The sequence below is a fragment of the Methanoregula sp. genome (genome assembly GCA_041645435.1).
GTDB lineage: Archaea > Halobacteriota > Methanomicrobia > Methanomicrobiales > Methanospirillaceae > Methanoregula.
The window spans coordinates 237,699-256,587 of the sequence record JBAZQB010000005.1 but is presented as its reverse complement, the minus strand read 5'-3'; the positions used below and the strand labels follow the sequence as shown (position 1 = coordinate 256,587).

The window sequence follows — 18,889 nt, the reverse complement described above, 5'->3', positions numbered from 1 at the left end:
CGGGGTTCAGTTTCATCCGGAAAAAAGTCATAAGCAAGGTATTCAGCTATTAAAAAATTTTATCAGGAACTGAGGATCATTCCATGCTCCAGAAAAGAATTATTCCCTGCCTTCTTTTAAAAGACGGACTTCTTGTGAAAACAATCCAGTTCAATAATCCCCGCCACATCGGCGAACCAATCTATGCGATAAAAATTTTCAATGATTACGAAGTGGATGAACTGGTGATTGTCGACATCATGGCATCCCGGAGGGATGCTGCCGGTGCGCAATGCTCAAAGAATGGTATCCCATTTTCCCTGATTTCGAAAATCTCCGATGAAAGCTGCATGCCGATTACCTATGGCGGGGGTGTAAAAACCCTGATAGATATAGACCAGTTGTTTAAATCAGGAGTCGAGAAGGTCTGCATCAATACCGGCGGGGTAACGAATCCGGATTTCATTCGACAGGCTTCGTCAGAATTCGGGAGTCAGAGCATTGTCGCCTCCATTGATGTGAAGGGGACAAACGATAGTTCGTATGAAGTTTATTCAAATGGCGGAGAAGTCCCCCTCGGTACTGGGCCAGTAGAATGCGCAATACGTATGGAGAGGGCGGGTGCTGGAGAGATCCTTCTCAACTCCATTGACCGCGATGGAACTATGACCGGTTACGATATTCCACTTATCAAGGAGGTATCGTCATCAGTCCATATTCCGGTAATAGCACTGGGGGGTGCCGGAACAATGGAGGATTTTAGTTGTGCACTTCATGAGGGTGGGGCATCTGCAGCTGCAGCAGGAAGTATGTTTGTGTATTTTGGAAAAAAGAGGGCGGTGTTGATCAATTATCCAACGAAAACGGAAATTCAGGAGATACTCACATGATACCTTTTTTTCGATTATTTAATAATTCTACCAAATCCTGAACAAAACATTGAAAATTTTTTTCTGAATTATATTTCTCATTCCAATTCTGTCTGCTTATCTCCTTTTTCTGCATTGTTATCGATGGATTATCTAAAAAGGTACATATTGCATTTGCAATCTCCAGAGGGGTGGGAGACTCATTTAATAAAAATCCATTTTCATTTGTAACAATTTCAGTATTTCCTCCCACAGATGTTGCGATAACAGGTATGCTGCAACTTTGAGCTTCCATAATCGATACGGGGGTACCTTCTGATGCACTTACATTAATAAAAACATCAATTTTATTATTTTTATAATACTCGATTAAATCAGGATTTGGTAAAATACCTAAGAATGAATGCCGGATGTTTTTTGGCAGTGTTTCATTCGCCACCTTCTCCAATTCAGACCTCAATGGACCGTCCCCAATATGAACCCACTCGAAAACCTGGTTTTTTCTCATTTTTCCCAATTCACAAAGACCAAGTATTAATAAATCAATTCTTTTAAATGTTACAAAATAAGAGCATGAAACAATCCTGAAAATGCCATCATTTGAAGAAGCAGTAATAAAGTCCTGCACATTAACCCCCATTTGTGACAATCTGATTATTGAATCTCCTTCAGGATATTGGGTTAAAAGATATTTTTTGCCGTTCTCTGAATCAGCAAAAACTTTGTTAATACTTTTAAAAATTTCCGGCCGAAATGGGATATAATGGGGATTATGTTGTTCTTCATAGAGATCTGCTGCATGCGCCCTGGATATCACAATCATTTCGGGATATATTTCCTTTGCAAAACATATACCCATGGTTGTTCCATAATTCCAGTAAGTATAGAAAATTGTTTTCGAAAAATCAATATTATTGGATATAATATATTTTTCAACCCATTTTTTTGTTTGTATAGCGGTTCCAAGAAACAAAATAAGTCTGACAATAGATACCGGGTGTAATGTTTTTTTAGGTTTTTTCAAAATTTCACGATAAAAAATCTTTGAAGTAACAGATAATAGTGTATTATGCACCAAGTAAGCGATAAAACAATTTGACATTAATAACTGGGCTAAAGAGAGATCTACATAAATCCCGTTTGAAACATCTTTTTTTTCACCTTCCGATGATTTGGGAATGAGTGAAATCGATGAAAAGGCAGTCATTAAATGCGGCAGTTCAGGTTCAATAAATGTATCTTCAGCAGCGGATGAATAAGGGTAAGAATCCGTGAAGAATAGAATCTTGAAGTTTGGATCGTTCATATGTTCACACACCGTTTCTTTTTCTGATTCTTTGAGGATTTGTTAACTGCATTCCTCATTGCAGATCATGTCCTTTAATGATTGCTTAATAAATTTGAGGAGTAAATCCGGTTTTGCGTCAGAGAGCATATTCATTAATTATTTTCTAGTAATATCTATTATCTTGGAGAATTTTCTATGATATAGGATGGGTTTCAGATCAGATATTAACATTTTTTCCTGCTTTTTTAATAATGTCCTATCCTGAAATTATTTGATATCAAATAGATCGTCGCCACAGTGAAACATCCTCAAACTAACAAAAATAGAACGGTACTTCGGGGAAATTGAACGAAGGATTGACAAGTTTAGTCCAATCGATAAAATGGGTCACTGGCAGAATGTAATCAAACCCTACATGAGTCTCTATTACGATGAATTTGCTAATGCCTTCTGGTATTGTTTGTCTTTAGACCGAATATAATCCTATACGCAGAAATGAATATATATGCAAAATTAATTCGGTATACCACACAACATGGATGAAACTTTAATTCATCATCACCACATATAATTATTAAATCACAGGAGCGCGTATCCCATAACCCTCGATAACATCGCCATCCGCATAAATCATTTCTGCAAGAAATACAAACTTGGCGGACCGAAGGAACAATTTCACACCCTCCGCGATGTGATTGTCAATTCAGTGAAACGCCGTTCGTTTGCGGTAAAGAGAGGGTATGCTATTGAGATCGGGTTTTTTCCGAGTGGGTGATATCCATTTCTGACAACGATGATTCCAACTGGACCATGGAAATTCGTTCACGTAGTGGATGGTTTGACATCGATTTATCTGAACTTTGGCGATACCGGGATTTGATCTTCCTTTTTGTGCGCCGGGATTTTGTTGCGTATTATAAGCAGACGGTGCTGGGACCGTTGTGGTTTTTGTTGCAACCGCTCTTTACGACCGTAGTCTTTACCATAATTTTCAGTAGAGTTGCTCAAATTCCAACTGATGGTTTACCCCCATTTTTATTTTATATGTCAGGTACTGTTGCCTGGACATATTTTGCCAGTTGCATGACCCAGACATCGAATACATTCATCACTAACGCTGCGATATTTGGCAAAGTATATTTCCCACGCCTGGTTGTACCAATTTCAGTGGTAATATCCAATCTTATAGCGTTTGCAATTCAGTTCGGATTATTTTTGGCATTCATGTGCTATTTTTATCTGACCGGATCAGATATTCACCCAAATATATGGCTTTTACTTGTACCTGTGTTGCTGATCCAGATGGCGGCACTCGGACTCGGTATGGGGATAGTGATCTCAAGTCTGACAACTAAATACCGTGACCTGACGTTTGCACTGGGATTCGGAGTCCAGCTCTGGATGTATGCAACTCCTATTGTCTATCCATTATCCCAGATCCCGGCACAATGGCAGTGGTTGTTCGCTCTTAATCCTATGACTGCGATTATCGAGACTTTTCGTTACGCGTTTCTCGGTTCCGGAGCGATACAACCTTGGGTATTGGGAGTGAGTTTCGCTATGACCATTCTGATATTAGTGATTGGAATCGTGCTGTTCAGCCGTGTTGAAAAAACATTCATGGATACCATTTGATGGGGAGAACCAGTCATATGAGTGATGTCGTGATTCGTGTAGAAAATCTTTACAAAGAATATCGCCTTGGTACCATCGGACAGGGTTATTTATTCCGCGATATACAAAGCGGGTGGGCAAAAATCCGGGGAACCAAAGATCCCAACGCCAGGATTGGTTCAGTTAACCGGGAGCAGCTGAATAGTACCAACGCTAGGTTTTGTGCATTAAAGGAGGTCTCATTTGATGTCCGGCAGGGGGAAGTTGTAGGTATCATTGGTCGCAATGGCGCGGGCAAGTCAACTCTGCTCAAGATTATATCGCGGGTGACTGCCCCAACAAGTGGTACTATCAAAATCAAGGGAAGGGTTGCAAGTCTGCTTGAGGTGGGGACTGGTTTTCACCCCGAACTTACCGGCAGGGAAAATATTTTTCTGAATGGCGCCATCCTGGGGATGCACAAAGGGGAAATTGAACAAAAGTTCGATGAGATTGTCAGGTTTGCCGAGATTGACAAATTCATTGATACACCTGTGAAGCGGTATTCAAGCGGGATGTATGTACGGCTTGCATTTGCGGTGGCGGCGCATCTGGAACCGGAGATTCTTGTTGTTGATGAAGTGCTGGCGGTTGGGGATGTAGCATTTCAGAAGAAGTGTTTGGGGAAGATGGAGGAGGTGGCAAAGGAAGGGAGGACTGTGTTGTTTGTGAGTCATAATATGACTGCGGTAAAAGCGTTATGCAGCCGGGGTATTGTTATTGAGGACGGGCAGATAATATTTGACGGGGACACAAGCAAAGCTGTAGATTTTTATTTAGGTAGCAAAAGATTGTCTGAAGATAGGAGTATCCCTGTTGCGGAACGAAAGCGGGAACACGGTTGTTCACTCCGTGCAAAAATAGTGGATATAACGGTTATATCCGATGGCCAAAGAAATCCGAAAATAATTGATCCTTTCAAACCACTAATTATCCAGATGAAGGTGGAATCTGGAATTGATCTGCGGTGTGCGGCGGAGATCCGTATTTCAGACGAAATGCAAAGTATTTGTCTTTTTGATTCCGGATATATTCATGGACAGGATATCTTTGTAAAACCGGGTATGAATATAATTGAATGCCGCATCAATCCATTAAAACTCTATTCTGGGAATTATTTGATATATTGCGGGCTTGTTATTCATGGTACCGAAGTCATTGATCGTGTAGAAAATGCATATTCATTTTCAATTGATGAATGCGATCCGAATAAAACGGGATTTAATATTCAAAAAGGAGGAAATGGATTTTTTTATGTTGATCATGAATGGAAATGCCCATAAATCTAACAATGTTGGAGGGCCTTAAAGGTTTAAATAAAGTGAGTATGATAAGGAATTGTTTAATGATAAAACCTGAACAACATTTTTGTATTTTCCGATATTATGATTCGGGATTTATGGTTTAAGTCTATCGAGGTTTGTTATTGAAATGCTGAAAATTGGTGCGATTATACAAGCAAGAATGAGTTCGCAAAGACTTCCCGGAAAAGTATTACATGAAGTGAATGGCAAGCCATTGATACAGTATATTTTGGAAAGACTAGAACAATGCAGTATAATCAAAGAATTTGTAATTGCAACCTCCCGGGAAAAAAGTGATGATCAAATCGAGGAATTTTGTAGAAAAAATCAGGGTTCCTGTTATCGAGGTTCTTTGAATGACGTTGCCAGCCGGTTTAAAGAAATTTTAGAGAAAGAACGGTGGGATGCATTTGTTCGGGTCAATGGAGATAGTCCACTCATCGATCAACATCTGATTGATCAAGGTGTTAATTTATTCATTGATGGAGATTTTGATCTGGTGACAAATGTTTTTCCACGCTCTTATCCTTCAGGGCAATCGGTCGAAATTGTCCGGACTAGTACATTTAAGAAAATCTATTCTCAAATGAATAATTCGGATGATTTCGAACATGTTACAAAATTTTTTTATCGTAATCCCGAAGAATTTAAAATATTTAATTTTACATCACTAACAGATTATCACAGTGTTCATCTCTCTGTCGATACAATTCAGGATATGCAGGTTTTTTCAAGCATTATAAAAAGAATGACAAGGCCTCATTGGGATTATCATCTTGAAGAAGTTTTGGGAATGTATCGAGAAATTTGTACTAATTGAATAGTGAGCTGGAAAATGAGACAACTACGTGTTGGAGTCATCGGATTGGGCGTTGGGGAACAACACGTTAAAGCATACCTGCGGAATCCCCATTGTAATGTAGTCGCCATTTGTGACTTTTCAGATGAAAAACTGGCGTTGGCAGAAAAACAATATCCCGGGGTATTTCTCACAAAAAATTCTCAAGAGCTCATATTCGATACGGATATTAATATTATATCTATCGCGTCGTATGATGATGCGCATGCTAATCAGGTTATTTCAGCATTGAATGCAGGAAAACATGTCTTTGTCGAAAAACCTCTTTGCCAGACGCTCAACCAGGCATTACAAATCAAACAGGTTTGGAATTTACAAAAACTTAACCTTGGATGTAATCTGATTCTACGTGAGGCCCCATTATACAAATGGCTGAAGGATCAGATCCAACAAGGTTTATTTGGTCATGTATATGCATTTGATGGCGAATATCTCTACGGTAGATTGCATAAAATTACCGATGAATGGAGAAACACTGTCGTGGATTATTCTGTTATGGAAGGGGGGGGAATCCATATGATTGACTTAATGCTGTGGCTGACCGGCCAGCGCCCAAAAACGGTATTTACTGCGGGAAATCGAATATGCAGCGAGGGAACAAAATTTCGGTATAATGATTTTGTTACCTCTATCATGCAATTTGATTCTGGTATGATCGGTAGAATCACAGCAAATTTTGGCTGTATTCACCGTCATCAGCATGTCATACGAATTTACGGAACAGAAGCAACGTTTTTTTACGATGATGCCGGCCCACGCTTGCACAAGAGCCGGGATCCTGATACAATGGCACAACGGGTTACACTCTCCCCACTCCCGGAGACCAAAGGGGATTTGATCCCAGCATTTGTATCTGCTATCCTGACCAAGAAGAATATTACAGATGAAACACAGATGATATTTGACGGGATAAGCATCAGCGTTGCATCTGACCAATCAATAAAAACTCAAAAACAAGAATTGATAGAGTACCTATGATGACAAAGCGTTCAATCCAATTTGCCAAACCATGGATTACTGATAGGGAACGGGAGGCCGTCCTTGAAGTCCTGAAAGGTGACATTCTCACTCACGGCCCCCAGAACAAGGCATTTGAAAGCGAATTTGGACAGTTCATGGGTGGGGCAGAAACACATTGTGTGGCTGTGAGCTCCTGTATGGCTGCTCTGCACCTGGCATACTGGCAGATGGGAATCGGACATGGCGATGAAGTGATTGTCGCAGCTCAGACCCATGTCGCCACTGCGCATGCAGTAGAAGTTGTTGGAGCAAAGTCTGTTTTTTTGGATTGCGATCCGCAGACGGGGAATATAACTCCGGAGAACATTGAACCGCTTATTACAAAAAAGACAAAAGCTATTGGTCTGGTTCATTTTCTGGGCATCCCGTGTGACATGGATGCAATCACCGATATCGCAAAAAAACACAAACTGAAGATTATTGAGGATTGTGCCCTTGCAGTGGGCTCAAGATTTAAAGATAAACATGTGGGACTATTTGGGGATGCCGGGTGTTTCTCTTTTTATCCGGTCAAACATCTCACCACTGGCGATGGGGGTATGTTTGTAACTAGGCATAAGGATCTTGCGGAGAGCGTTATGAAAGCCCGGGCTTTTGGAGTCGATCGGAATTTTGGGGAACGAAGCATACCGGGAATGTATGATGTGCCCACACTGGGGATAAACTACCGCATGAGCGATATTAATGCATCTATCGGTCGCGTACAGCTAAGTCGTGTCGATGAAATCCTGAAACGAAGAAAGGAAAATTTCCTCCTGCTAAAAAAGAAATTATCCGATATTCCGGATATTTCAATTCTGGATTCACAGCACAAAGATGTTGTAAACAGTCACTATTGCCTTAGTATAGTGTTAGATGGAGTTCTGGCTAAGAAGCGCAACGAAGCGGTTACTACTCTCAATCAGAAAGGAGTTGGAACAAGTGTATATTATCCCCAGCCTGTGCCGCGTATGGCATATTACCGTAATAAATATGGATACAATCCACAGTCATTCCCGCAGGCGGAGCGCATCAGCGATCAATCCATTGCATTGCCAGTTGGACCACATCTGAACTGTGAAGACATGGAGTATATTGCAGAAAATGTCAGTGATACTCTTAAGGATTTGAGAATATGACAAATGAGTTGTTGGATATTAAGGATCGAAGGATTGCACTCATCGGAGGTGCGGGTTTTATTGGTCACAATTTGGCACTTGAACTGAAATCCCAAGGAGCAAAAGTTGAGGTTATTGATAGCCTGCAAGTAAACAACCTGATGACGTTTGCCTCAGCAAGTTCGACCTCTCCAAACCGGGATCTCTATCTCCGCATGATCAACCAGCGTCTTGAATTGATGGAAACTGCCAATATTCCGTTACATATTCAGGATGCACGGGATTATCATGCTTTAAGCAAGATTCTTGATCATATAAAACCGGATGCAATTGTTCATCTTGCAGCAGTATCTCACGCTGGAAAGTCGAACAAGGATCCCTACAGTACTTTTGATCACAGTCTCCGTACTCTTGAAAATGCTCTCGATAATGCCCGCAATCGTCTTGAACACTTCATTTATTTATCGTCAAGTATGGTCTACGGTAATTTTCTGACGCCAGAGGTTAATGAAGAATCACCTTTAAATTCATTAGGTATTTATGGCGCTCTCAAGGTTGCTGGAGAGAAGATGGTTATTGGATATAACCAGGTTTTCGATTTGCCCTATACGATCATCCGCCCATCCGCCCTGTATGGTCCGCGTTGCGTCAGCCGTCGTGTTGGTCAGATCTTTATCGAGAGTGCGATGAAAGGGCAATCTCTGCGAGTTGACGGGGATGGATCGGAACGTCTGGATTTTACCTTTGTTGAAGACCTCGTATCTGGGATCATCCAAACTATCCGTCATCCAGCTGCCCGCAACCAAACGTTCAATATGACATACGGCGAGTCGCGATCACTTAATGATTTGGCAAAAATTGTTCAAAGTGAATTCCCTGATATATCCCTTGAATATGTCGTGAGAGATAAATTGATGCCGTTCCGTGGCACGCTCAGTGTGAAAAAGGCACAAAAAATGATTGGATATGCTCCCAAGAATCCGATCGAGGTGGGATTCCCTAAATATATCCAATGGTATAAGAATTTAGATTCCAGCGGGAAGATCTGGAAAACATCAGGATGACAATATGCGACTTGAGCCAGATCCCTGGCTGACATCAATTTTTTCTCACGATGTTTTCCGGGTAATCGATATTGAACACGGCCCATCGATTTCTGTTGATGATTTGAAACAGGCATCGGATAGCCATCAGATATTTTATTATGTGAAAGTTCCTGTTTCACGTCTTGATCTCGTCCAGACACTCAATAAAACCGGGTTTAAGGTGGTTGATGTAAATGTCACATTTGAGTGTATGCCAAGGGAAACCGAAATCGATCTTTTTTCACCAATCATTATTCGCGTTGCCCGCCCGGAAGATCGTGATGCAACACTGGATATTGCGCGAACCTGTTTTACGTATTCGCGATTTCATCTGGATCCCCTCATATCAAACGATCTTGCGAATTTGATAAAACGGGAATGGGTAGCAAATTATTTTAAAGGTGAGCGGGGCGAGCAAATTCTCGTTGCGGAACGGGATTCAAAGCCCATCGGCTTTCTCGCCATAACAAAGGTAATATCAGGGAATAAAACTATTCGGGTTATTGATTTGATTGGGATCCAATCTGAGCATCAGGGAATTGGTGCCGGAAGACAGATTGTAGATTTTTTTATCAACGATTCGGTTGGCAAATGCAATCTTCTCCGTGTAGGAACGCAGATTGCCAACGTGCCTTCTATGAATTTTTATCAGCGGTGCGGTTTTCATATAACTGAATCTGCTTATGTATTGCATGCCCATGTACATGATGGCAAGGTAATTTGATGATTATTGGAAATAGGAATACAGATGACCAAGTGCTGATTATTGCTGAAATCGGTAATAATCATGAAGGGAATTTTGATACTGCAATCAAATTGGTACATGCAGCTGCAGAATGCGGTGTTGATGGTGTAAAATTCCAGACGTTTAAAACTGAAAAATTCGTAAGTATGGCAGATACAGCACGATTTGAACGGCTTAAATCGTTTGAACTCACATATTCACAGTTTTCCAAGTTATCAGAATTAGCCCATACGCTCGGTATGCTTTTTATTTCAACACCTTTGGATCTGGAAAGTGCCAAATTTCTCGATTCAATAATTGATGCATATAAAATAGCTTCTGGTGATAACAATTTTTATCCTCTTATTGATGAAGTTGCAAAAACCGGAAAACCTGTGTTCATTTCAACCGGTGCAAGTGATCCTGAACTGATTGGTAATGCTGTTTCGGCTCTTGAAAATGGATGGGAAAAATATAACAAGAGAAGCGATCTTGCGATTCTCCATTGTGTGAGTTGTTATCCTGCTCCAGAAAAACAGGTTAATCTTCAGATTCTTGCTTATCTTGCTAATAAATATCGATATTCTATCGGATATTCAGATCATACGACGGGTATTGAAGCCTCTGTGTTAGCCGTGGCATGCGGTGCGAGAATTATTGAGAAACATTTCACTCTTGATAATGAATTCTCCTCGTTCCGTGACCATCAACTTTCTGCTGATCCAAAAGATATGTCTGAATTAGTCCGAAGAATTCGTTCTGCATCTGTCTTGATGGGATCTAAAGATAAAAAAGTTCAACCGTGTGAATCAGAATTAAGTATCGCAATTCGTAGGTCTATCGCAGCAGGGATATATATGGAAAAGGGACATTTGATTAGCTTTTCTGATCTTATGTGGATTCGACCCGGGGAGGGTCTTGCACCCGGAAATGAGTATAAATTACTGGGTAAACATCTAAAACGATCTGTAAAATTTGGTAAATTATTGCATGAATCCGATGTAGAATAAATGTCAGATTGGTAATAATAATTATATAGATTACACCAATGTCCCATGACGACACCTTTTTTTTAATATACGTGTACACTTATGAGAGTGCCATAGATAATCTGATCTCTTGGCTGTGAAAAAGAATAAATCGAGAATTCTTGAGGAGATACAAAATATGTGTGGAATAGCGGGATATTTTGGTCAGGATACAATATCTCCGGATCGTATTCAAAAATGTCTGCATCTTATGAATCGCAGGGGCCCTGATCACGCAGCATTTCGAGAATGGATCAACTCAAACGGACGGAATGCTTACCTGCTCCATACACGGCTCAGTATCATTGATCTTGATCCTCGGGCAAACCAGCCATTCAATATCAACAGGAAATGGATCGTCCAGAATGGTGAATTGTATAATTACCTAGAGCGACGCGACGAACTGAGAGACCGGGGACTTATCTTCAAAACGACTTCTGATACGGAAGTCCTCCTGCAGGGCATCGATCACTGTGGATGGGATGTTCTCGATCGGTTTGAGGGGATGTGGGCATTTGCTGTATATGATGAATCTGATGGGTCCCTTGCACTTTGTAGAGATCGCTTCGGCGAGAAACCCCTCTACCTGTATCGTGACGAGACGGGCCTCTATTTCGGTTCCGAAGTAAAATTTATTGTTGCGTTACTTGGCCACAAGCTCGAAGTGAATTATGATCAGGTTTTCCGGTATCTTGTGAATGGCTATAAAGCGCTCTATAAAACCCCCAAGACGTTTTTCGTCGGATTATCAGAATTAGCCCCTGCAGCAATTCTCCATATCGCTCCTGATGGAAAAGAACACCAGAAAACCTATTGGAAATTGAATTTTTTGCCGGATGACGGGATGTCATACGATGAAGCAGTTGCGGAAGTACGAAAAAGGCTTTTAAAGGCAGTTGAAATCCGTCTGCGCGCTGATGTACCTTTGGCTTTTTGTATGAGTGGTGGGGTTGATTCGAATTCGCTCATCAGTATAGCAAAGCAGGTTTTCAATTATGACGTGCATGGATTTACCATAGTTAATACTGATGAAAGGTACGAAGAGGAGGAAATGGTAACTCATGCGGTCAACGAATTAAAAATTAAGCATACGTCTATTCCGGTTAATACAAAAGATTTCATTCCAAAATTACGCACTCTCATTCGTCAGCATGATGCTCCTGTTTACACTATCACGTATTATGCACACTGGCTCTTGATGGAGAGTATCGCAGATCATGGATATCGGGTTTCAATCAGTGGAACTGCTGCAGATGAATTGTTCACCGGGTATTACGATCATCATTTGATGTACCTGTACGATGTCAGGGACGATGCATCCCGGTATAATGAGGCCCAAAAAAACTGGGAGACCTACATCAAACCCATTGTGCGAAACCCCTATCTCAGCGATCCGGATCTGTTTATTCACAACCCGAAATTCCGGGATCATATATTTCTTGACGCGGATGAGTTCAGGAAATATCTGACAGATGATTGGTTCGAAGCATTCACCGAGATGGATTATTCAGTTGATTTGCTCCGTAACCGCATGATGAATGAATTGTTTCACGAATCAGTCCCGGTTATTTTACATGAGGATGATATTAATTCGATGTATTACTCAATCGAAAACAGATCTCCCTTTTTGGATAGGGATTTGATAGAATTCTGTTATCGTATTCCTTCACGCCATCTTATTCAAAAGGGTGCGGCAAAAGCTATCCTGCGTGATGCCATGCAAGGGATAGTTCCCGAGAAAATAATTAAAAACCGAAGGAAAGTGGGGTTCAATGCACCGATTTATTCATTCCTTGATGTAAATGATCCAGATATAAAAAAGATTTTGCTTGAGGATAGTCCAATCTACCAATTTATCAGAAAGGAGAAAATTGAAGAACTTATCAAAAAAACGTATCTGCCAAACCACGAAAGCAAATTCCTGTTCTATTTCCTGAATTGTAAACTATTCCTGGAGGAATTCGCTCGATGAAGTATTGTACACAATGCATTCTGCCTGATACCCGTCCCAATTTAACTCTCGACGCAGAGGGGATATGTAATGCCTGCAGAACACATGAGTCTCGACCAAAAATTGATTGGGAGAAACGAGAACGTGCTTTTTTGAAAGTGATTGAGCACGCCAAAAAGCAGAGTAAAGGATATGATTGTCTTATACCTGTAAGTGGGGGGAAGGACAGCACCTGGCAAGTAATGAAATGTTTGGAGTATGGGTTAAATCCTCTCACTGTAACCTGGAAAACCCCTGCAAGAACACTCATCGGTCAGAAAAACCTTGATAATTTAATTTCTCTGGGAGTTGACCACATCGATTACCAGATAAATCCGAAAGTTGAAAAAATGTTTTTATACAAAGTTCTCGTTGATGAGGGATCCACAGCAATTCCCATGCATTTGGCTCTTTTCAACATTCCCTTAAAAATTGCAGTTACTTTTAAAATTCCTCTTGTTATTTGGGGAGAAAATTCCGCATTTGAGTATGGGGGGACAAAAGAAGAACAGAACGGATTCCGTCTGGACAGCACCTGGTTGAAAAAATTTGGGGTAACTCACGGAAAAACCGCGAGAGACTGGATATCTGATGAACTGACCGAAAAACAATTGACCCCCTATTTCGGTCCATCAGATCATGATATGGACATATCGGGAGTGTCAGCAATTTTTCTTGGATATTATTTCCCTTGGGATCCATCGACAACCTTTGAGGTGGCAAAATCCCATGGATTTAAGTGCAGAGAAGAGGGTCCGAAAACAGGGTTTTACAATTTCGCGGATATTGATGACGATTTTATATCAATCCATCATTGGTTGAAATGGTACAAATTTGGTTTTACCCGGTTATTTGATAACCTCTCCCTTGAAATCCGAAACGGGCGGATTACCCGTGCACAGGCGATTCAGATTGTTAAAGAGACTGGAGACCAAATACCATATGAGGATATCGATAAATTCTGTAATTTCATTGGCATTTCACAGGAGCACTTCTTTTCGGTGATTGAAAAATTCCGTAATCCAAAAATCTGGATAAAACAAAACAATAAATGGAGAATTAAAGATTTCCTTATTTCCGATTGGAGATGGATATGAAAATAATTCCTACAATTCCCCCCAGAGAATTCGAAGTGGGTTTTCCCGAGCACCGGCAGATCATTAAAGATTGTGCCTATATTGATCTTGAAGATGATGAACAAGTAACATTTACGACATGTTCAGGATCTGAATACGATGCCGTAAGAAAGGATTGGGGGTTTTATGCTACTCCCTCACTGAATGGTCGTCTTGTGAAGTACAATCTTCACGCGGCACTCTGTAAAAACCGGATTGGTTTCTATTTTATTTTGCTCGTTGAAGGAGGGAAGAAAGAACTATTCTATGAGTACCTCCGTCTCGAAAAAATGGATCTCGTGACATGGTTGGATGACCCCAAAAAATTAGAATACATTGAGGAAAAATGCAGGAATCATCAACAGCCATTGCGTTGCCCTATTTGCGGGAATAACGGCCTTAATAAAATTTTTAAATATACCTCACCTCCAACAGGTGAGATCCGGTTTGATTTTAGTTCGCACCATAATTATCATAGAGAGATATTGCAATGCTGTTCATGCGGTCACTTCATCTCCGTACATGAAATGGATGAATCATCCCTGTACTCGGGAGATTATGTGAATGCGAATTATCGCGATGATGATGGAATCCGTCTTTCATTTACAAAGATCATGAATCTCAATCCGGAAAAATCCGATAATGTAGGAAGAGTACGGAATATCCTGGAGTTCACGAACAGTTATTTTTCCAGCAGTCCACCGGTTGCACGGATTCGCAGTGTTTTAGACGTGGGAAGTGGATTATGTGTATTCCTGGCAAAAATGAAAGAGGCAGGATGGTCTTGTACAGCCATTGATCCGGATAGCAGGGCGATTGCGCATGCCGTGAAAAATGTAGGTGTTCGAGGAATTTGTGGAGATTTTCTCTCAATTAACACCAATGATAAATTTGATCTTATCACTTTTAACAAGGTACTTGAACATGTGAAAGACCCGGAAAAAATGTTATCAAAATCAATTCAGAATATTTCTGATAACGGGATAATTTATATTGAGGTTCCGGACGGAGAATTTGCTGCTGTGGAAGGACAAGATCGCGAAGAATTTTTCATCGATCATCCCCACATTTTCAGTTTTTCTTCCCTTTTATTAATGGTGAAGAATGCAGGATTAACCCCATTAAAAATCGAACGTCTCCAGGAACCGAGCACAAAATATACTTTGCGAGCATTTGTAACACCTAGGAAAAATCAACGGTACTCTGGAAAAAATGGATAAAATCATTTAGTCACATTTATTATTTTGGTGACTAAAAATATATTGTTACTTCCGAACAATTTTCATTACGATTAACAATTCTCATAGGAGTCTGATATTTTGGTATCATCTCAATTAAATGAAAAAGAACAAGTGACTTCAATTGTCTATGGTGATACTTTTGCATTGTATGACGAAAAATCATTCGATGAATTTGTTCCACCGCTCTATACGAGGCTGAAAAATAATGGTATTAGTACGGATGTTTTTAAGGGTAAACGCTGTCTTGATGCTGGGTGCGGAGGCGGAAGGGGATCTATTCTTATGGCACAATGCGGTGCAAAAGAAGTTATTGGAGTTGATTTCAGTTCCACGAACATTGAAAGTTGCAGGAAACGTGCGGAACAAAAAGGGTTTTCAAATCTTTTTTTTTATGAACACTCGTTGACCGAACTCCCCTTTGAAAATGAGAGTTTTGATGTTATCTGGTGCAATGGTGTTTTAATGCACACAATCGATCCTGACAAATGCTTGCAAGAAATTTCCCGCGTTTTAAAGACGGATGGACACATGTGGTTGTATGTTTACGGGGCTGGTGGAGTTTACTGGTATATGATTGACTGGATCCGAAAAACATTGCAAGATATTGATGTAAAAAATTGTATTTGCGAATTGCGTATAATGGAGATGCCTATTCGGCGAATAGCGGAATGGATTGACGATTGGTTTGCCGGATATCTCAGACGTTATACACACGATGAGGTTGAGAACCGCTTGAAAGAATTGGGATTTGTTAACACGGATCGATTAAAATATGGTACTATATATGATACATCCCAACGTAGGCTGGGGGCAGAATCCATTGAAATTGATCTTATGGGTGAAGGAGACTTGAGATATTTCTGTAAAAAATGTCGAAATTCAACCGGGAATAAATTTTCGTTGCCAGAATCCCCTGAGGGTAAAGGATCTCTTTACACATATTCAGATTCTGTCACTCAATTAGCAACATGCCTTGAACAACTGTCAAAAAATCTTGTTCGTCTTGAATCAAAACGAGGTCATGAAATCTCCACATATAAAGTAATGGTCTGTCGTTCGGTACACAGCAAGGTACGCAGTCTACTTGAAACGGAGGGTCCTTTTGATATGAATGCCCTTCACAACCATCTTAATAATCTGAATAGTTTGATTGAGGAAAATGTATATTAAATCGGGGATTCCTTAATAATGACCATCAAAGGGTCTTTGAATATCTCACCCCATTCCCCAAACGATTTATTTAAAGTAAAGATCGTAGACTCTGCTCATGCTATGGTGAGATCAACAGAAAGAAACAATATGCTGCATGAGTATCTATGTTTCGTTAATTCGATAATAACTTCGAACACTCAACGAATGAGATCTCTTTTTGAACTGTTTCGATGTGTTTATAATTAATCATTATGTATATTTAATAGATTTAAATCAAGGTAGCCGAATTCATCTGTTTATCTTAACAGGACCCATCAAAAAAATTATTAGTGGAGATTTAAAATGAAAAATAAAGAAAAAAAAGTCATTTTGGGTTATATCAATCATCACACAATTGGAAGGCAAAATACCTACATGCCATTAGGTATTGGACTTATTGCCGCTTATGCTCAATCACGTTTTGGAAATCGGTTTAATATTCAGTTATTTGATGATCCAGATGCGATTTTTCAAGAAATTTCTCGTATTCAACCCGATGTTGTTGGGTTAACTAATTATTGTTGGAATAGTGAATTAAACCGTTTAGTGTTTAAAAATGCAAAAAAAATTAATCCGTCAGTTATTTGTATTGCTGGGGGGCCTGAGTTTCCCAGCGATTTAAAAGAGTGTAAAGAATATTTGGTTAATCGACCAGAAATAGATTTTTATTGTTATGCAGAAGGGGAGATTGCTTTTTCTAATTTATTAGAGAAAATTCTCGAGAATGTCTCGCTGGATCTATTAAAAAGCGTGCCCCATGAAAATATGATGTCAATCAATCCTTCAAATGGGGAACTTGTCAAAGGAAATTATGAACAAATTCAAGATTTAAATATTGTCCCTTCCCCCTATATCGCTGGCATAATGGATCAATGGTTCACAGGAGAGTATTCCCCCTCTATACAAACGACACGAGGTTGCCCTTTCACCTGTTCATATTGCTGGGCAGGAGCACAGAATCCCCAGAAACCGAGAACCTACGATCTTGAACGAATAAATCTGGAACTGGAATATATTGCAGCCCGTATGCACAAATATCCACTCGTATTTCTTTCAATTGTCGATTCGAATTTTGGTATGTATGAACGCGATGAAGAAATTGCCGAATCCCTAAGAAAAATAAGGGAAAAATATAATTGGCCTAATACATTTGATGCATCCACAGGGAAATCCAATTATGACAGGATTTTCAGAGTGTCCGAAAAATTAAATTCCAAGCTTCCTATTTCATGCTCGTTGCAATCAACGAATCCAAAAACACTGTCAGCAATTAAACGAAAAAATCCCCCCTTTGATGCTTTTATAAACCTTCAGGCTGAAATAAAAAAACGCGGGATGAGGACAGTAACAGAACTGATCGTTCCCCTTCCATACGAGACAAAGGAATCCTTTATTGAGGGAATGAAATTTGTTATCGACAACGGTGTTGAGATATTACCATTTACCCTCATGTTATTGAAAGGGACGGACATTGCATCGCAAGAGACTAGGAATAAACATAAGATGGTCACAAAATTCAGGCTGATACCGCGTCAATTTGGCGAATATGACCAGCAGAAATGCTTTGAAATTGAGGAAGTCTGTGTCGGGACTGATACAATAACATTTGATGAATACTGTGACATCCGTGGTTTATGTTTTATCATGTCGTTATATTCTCATAAGCAATATGATGTGGTATTCCGTTTAATCACTGAATCCGGTGCTTTAATGTCTGATTCCATCCTCTTCCTCTGGGATCTGATAAAAAACGGTAAAACCGGATTATCTGATTTGTATTTCGAATATCTGGAAGAGGTGAAATCGGAATTATGGGAAAGTCCTGAAGATCTTAAAGCTTTTTATTCAAATGAGAAAAATTATAAAAGACTCCTTATTGGGGAACTGGGAGATAATCTCCTTCGGAAATATCTCACTAAAGCTCGTCTTGAAAAATTTCCTGAATCATTAGATCTGGCGTTCCATACACTCCCCCTTATTACAAATCATCCGTTAACGGATGAAATGGTCGAGGCGGTTGGTGCAGCAAAGGAATGGATGATTGCAACGAGAAATATCGGGGAATTACTTGACAATAAATTCGATTGGAAATCAGTAAAACTACTTAGTCTGCCATTTGATGTTAATTCATGGTATGAGGCAGGATCAATCTTAAAACCTCTGGTAACTTACAAAAAGACTACTAAATATCAAATTGGTTATGATTTTATAAGAATGAATAATATTTTTGTTCAGTCGTCCAAAATCTATGGTACGGATAAGACATTCATGCTTGGCAGAATGCTGATTGACTATCCAGTGCAGGATCTTTGGAAAATATGTAAACCTGCATCATAACTAAAGTAATGGTGAATGCATGCTGAGCATGCTAATGAGGCGGACGTAATCGTAGAAATCTGGGGAGACTGCCCATCGATTAATCCAACAGTCCCTCTTTCAGGGTTTA

General features: G+C 40.0%; 15 protein-coding genes. 14 read left to right on the top strand and 1 reads right to left on the bottom strand.

Annotated elements, in window-relative coordinates:
* The first annotated feature begins 83 nt into the window (after positions 1-83).
* On the top strand, positions 84-869 hold the full coding sequence (locus tag WC593_12225; GenBank protein ID MFA4825909.1) for an AglZ/HisF2 family acetamidino modification protein: 786 nt from the start codon (positions 84-86) through the stop codon (positions 867-869).
* On the opposite strand, the gene WC593_12220 is transcribed toward WC593_12225, so the two are convergent.
* Positions 862-2,154 carry a glycosyltransferase gene (locus WC593_12220; protein MFA4825908.1) on the bottom strand — a complete coding sequence of 431 codons (1,293 nt, stop codon included), beginning with the start codon at positions 2,152-2,154 and terminating at the stop codon, positions 862-864. The two genes, WC593_12225 and WC593_12220, sit on opposite strands and share 8 nt — an antisense overlap.
* Positions 2,155-2,946: 792 nt before the next feature.
* Here WC593_12220 and WC593_12215 point away from each other — a divergent pair.
* The 13 genes from WC593_12215 (at position 2,947) to WC593_12155 (ending at position 18,780) form a co-directional block, all read left to right on the top strand.
* Complete coding sequence (locus tag WC593_12215; protein ID MFA4825907.1) at positions 2,947-3,771, top strand: ABC transporter permease; 825 nt, start codon at positions 2,947-2,949, stop codon at positions 3,769-3,771.
* A gap of 17 nt (positions 3,772-3,788) precedes the next feature.
* Positions 3,789-5,072 (top strand): ABC transporter ATP-binding protein, encoded by a 1,284-nt coding sequence (locus WC593_12210; protein MFA4825906.1) that lies wholly within the window; start codon positions 3,789-3,791, stop codon positions 5,070-5,072.
* 148 nt (positions 5,073-5,220) lie between these two features.
* The gene (locus WC593_12205; GenBank protein ID MFA4825905.1) at positions 5,221-5,913 is read left to right on the top strand and encodes an NTP transferase domain-containing protein; all 693 of its coding nucleotides are present in this window, start codon (positions 5,221-5,223) and stop codon (positions 5,911-5,913) included.
* A gap of 15 nt (positions 5,914-5,928) precedes the next feature.
* Positions 5,929-6,930 carry a Gfo/Idh/MocA family oxidoreductase gene (locus tag WC593_12200; protein ID MFA4825904.1) on the top strand — a complete coding sequence of 334 codons (1,002 nt, stop codon included), beginning with the start codon at positions 5,929-5,931 and terminating at the stop codon, positions 6,928-6,930.
* Positions 6,927-8,090 (top strand): DegT/DnrJ/EryC1/StrS family aminotransferase, encoded by a 1,164-nt coding sequence (locus tag WC593_12195; protein ID MFA4825903.1) that lies wholly within the window; start codon positions 6,927-6,929, stop codon positions 8,088-8,090. Before WC593_12200 ends, WC593_12195 begins: the two co-directional genes overlap by 4 nt.
* Positions 8,087-9,133 (top strand): NAD(P)-dependent oxidoreductase, encoded by a 1,047-nt coding sequence (locus WC593_12190; GenBank protein ID MFA4825902.1) that lies wholly within the window; start codon positions 8,087-8,089, stop codon positions 9,131-9,133. Before WC593_12195 ends, WC593_12190 begins: the two co-directional genes overlap by 4 nt.
* Before the next feature lie 4 nt (positions 9,134-9,137).
* Positions 9,138-9,878, top strand: a complete 741-nt coding sequence (locus WC593_12185; GenBank protein ID MFA4825901.1) for a GNAT family N-acetyltransferase — start codon at positions 9,138-9,140, stop codon at positions 9,876-9,878.
* Positions 9,878-10,888 carry an N-acetylneuraminate synthase family protein gene (locus tag WC593_12180; protein MFA4825900.1) on the top strand — a complete coding sequence of 337 codons (1,011 nt, stop codon included), beginning with the start codon at positions 9,878-9,880 and terminating at the stop codon, positions 10,886-10,888. Before WC593_12185 ends, WC593_12180 begins: the two co-directional genes overlap by 1 nt.
* A gap of 115 nt (positions 10,889-11,003) precedes the next feature.
* Positions 11,004-12,878, top strand: coding sequence for an asparagine synthase (glutamine-hydrolyzing) (gene asnB / locus WC593_12175; protein ID MFA4825899.1), 1,875 nt, complete (start codon positions 11,004-11,006; stop codon positions 12,876-12,878).
* A complete protein-coding gene (locus WC593_12170) occupies positions 12,875-13,993 on the top strand; it encodes an N-acetyl sugar amidotransferase (GenBank protein ID MFA4825898.1) in 1,119 nt (372 codons plus the stop codon). The genes asnB and WC593_12170 overlap by 4 nt, the downstream gene beginning before the upstream one ends.
* Positions 13,984-15,231 carry a class I SAM-dependent methyltransferase gene (locus WC593_12165; protein ID MFA4825897.1) on the top strand — a complete coding sequence of 416 codons (1,248 nt, stop codon included), beginning with the start codon at positions 13,984-13,986 and terminating at the stop codon, positions 15,229-15,231. Before WC593_12170 ends, WC593_12165 begins: the two co-directional genes overlap by 10 nt.
* Positions 15,232-15,330: 99 nt before the next feature.
* The gene (locus WC593_12160) at positions 15,331-16,422 is read left to right on the top strand and encodes a class I SAM-dependent methyltransferase (GenBank protein ID MFA4825896.1); all 1,092 of its coding nucleotides are present in this window, start codon (positions 15,331-15,333) and stop codon (positions 16,420-16,422) included.
* Positions 16,423-16,746: 324 nt separating this feature from the next.
* Entirely contained in the window at positions 16,747-18,780 is a 2,034-nt protein-coding gene (locus WC593_12155; protein ID MFA4825895.1) for a radical SAM protein, read from the top strand.
* Positions 18,781-18,889 lie beyond the last annotated feature (109 nt).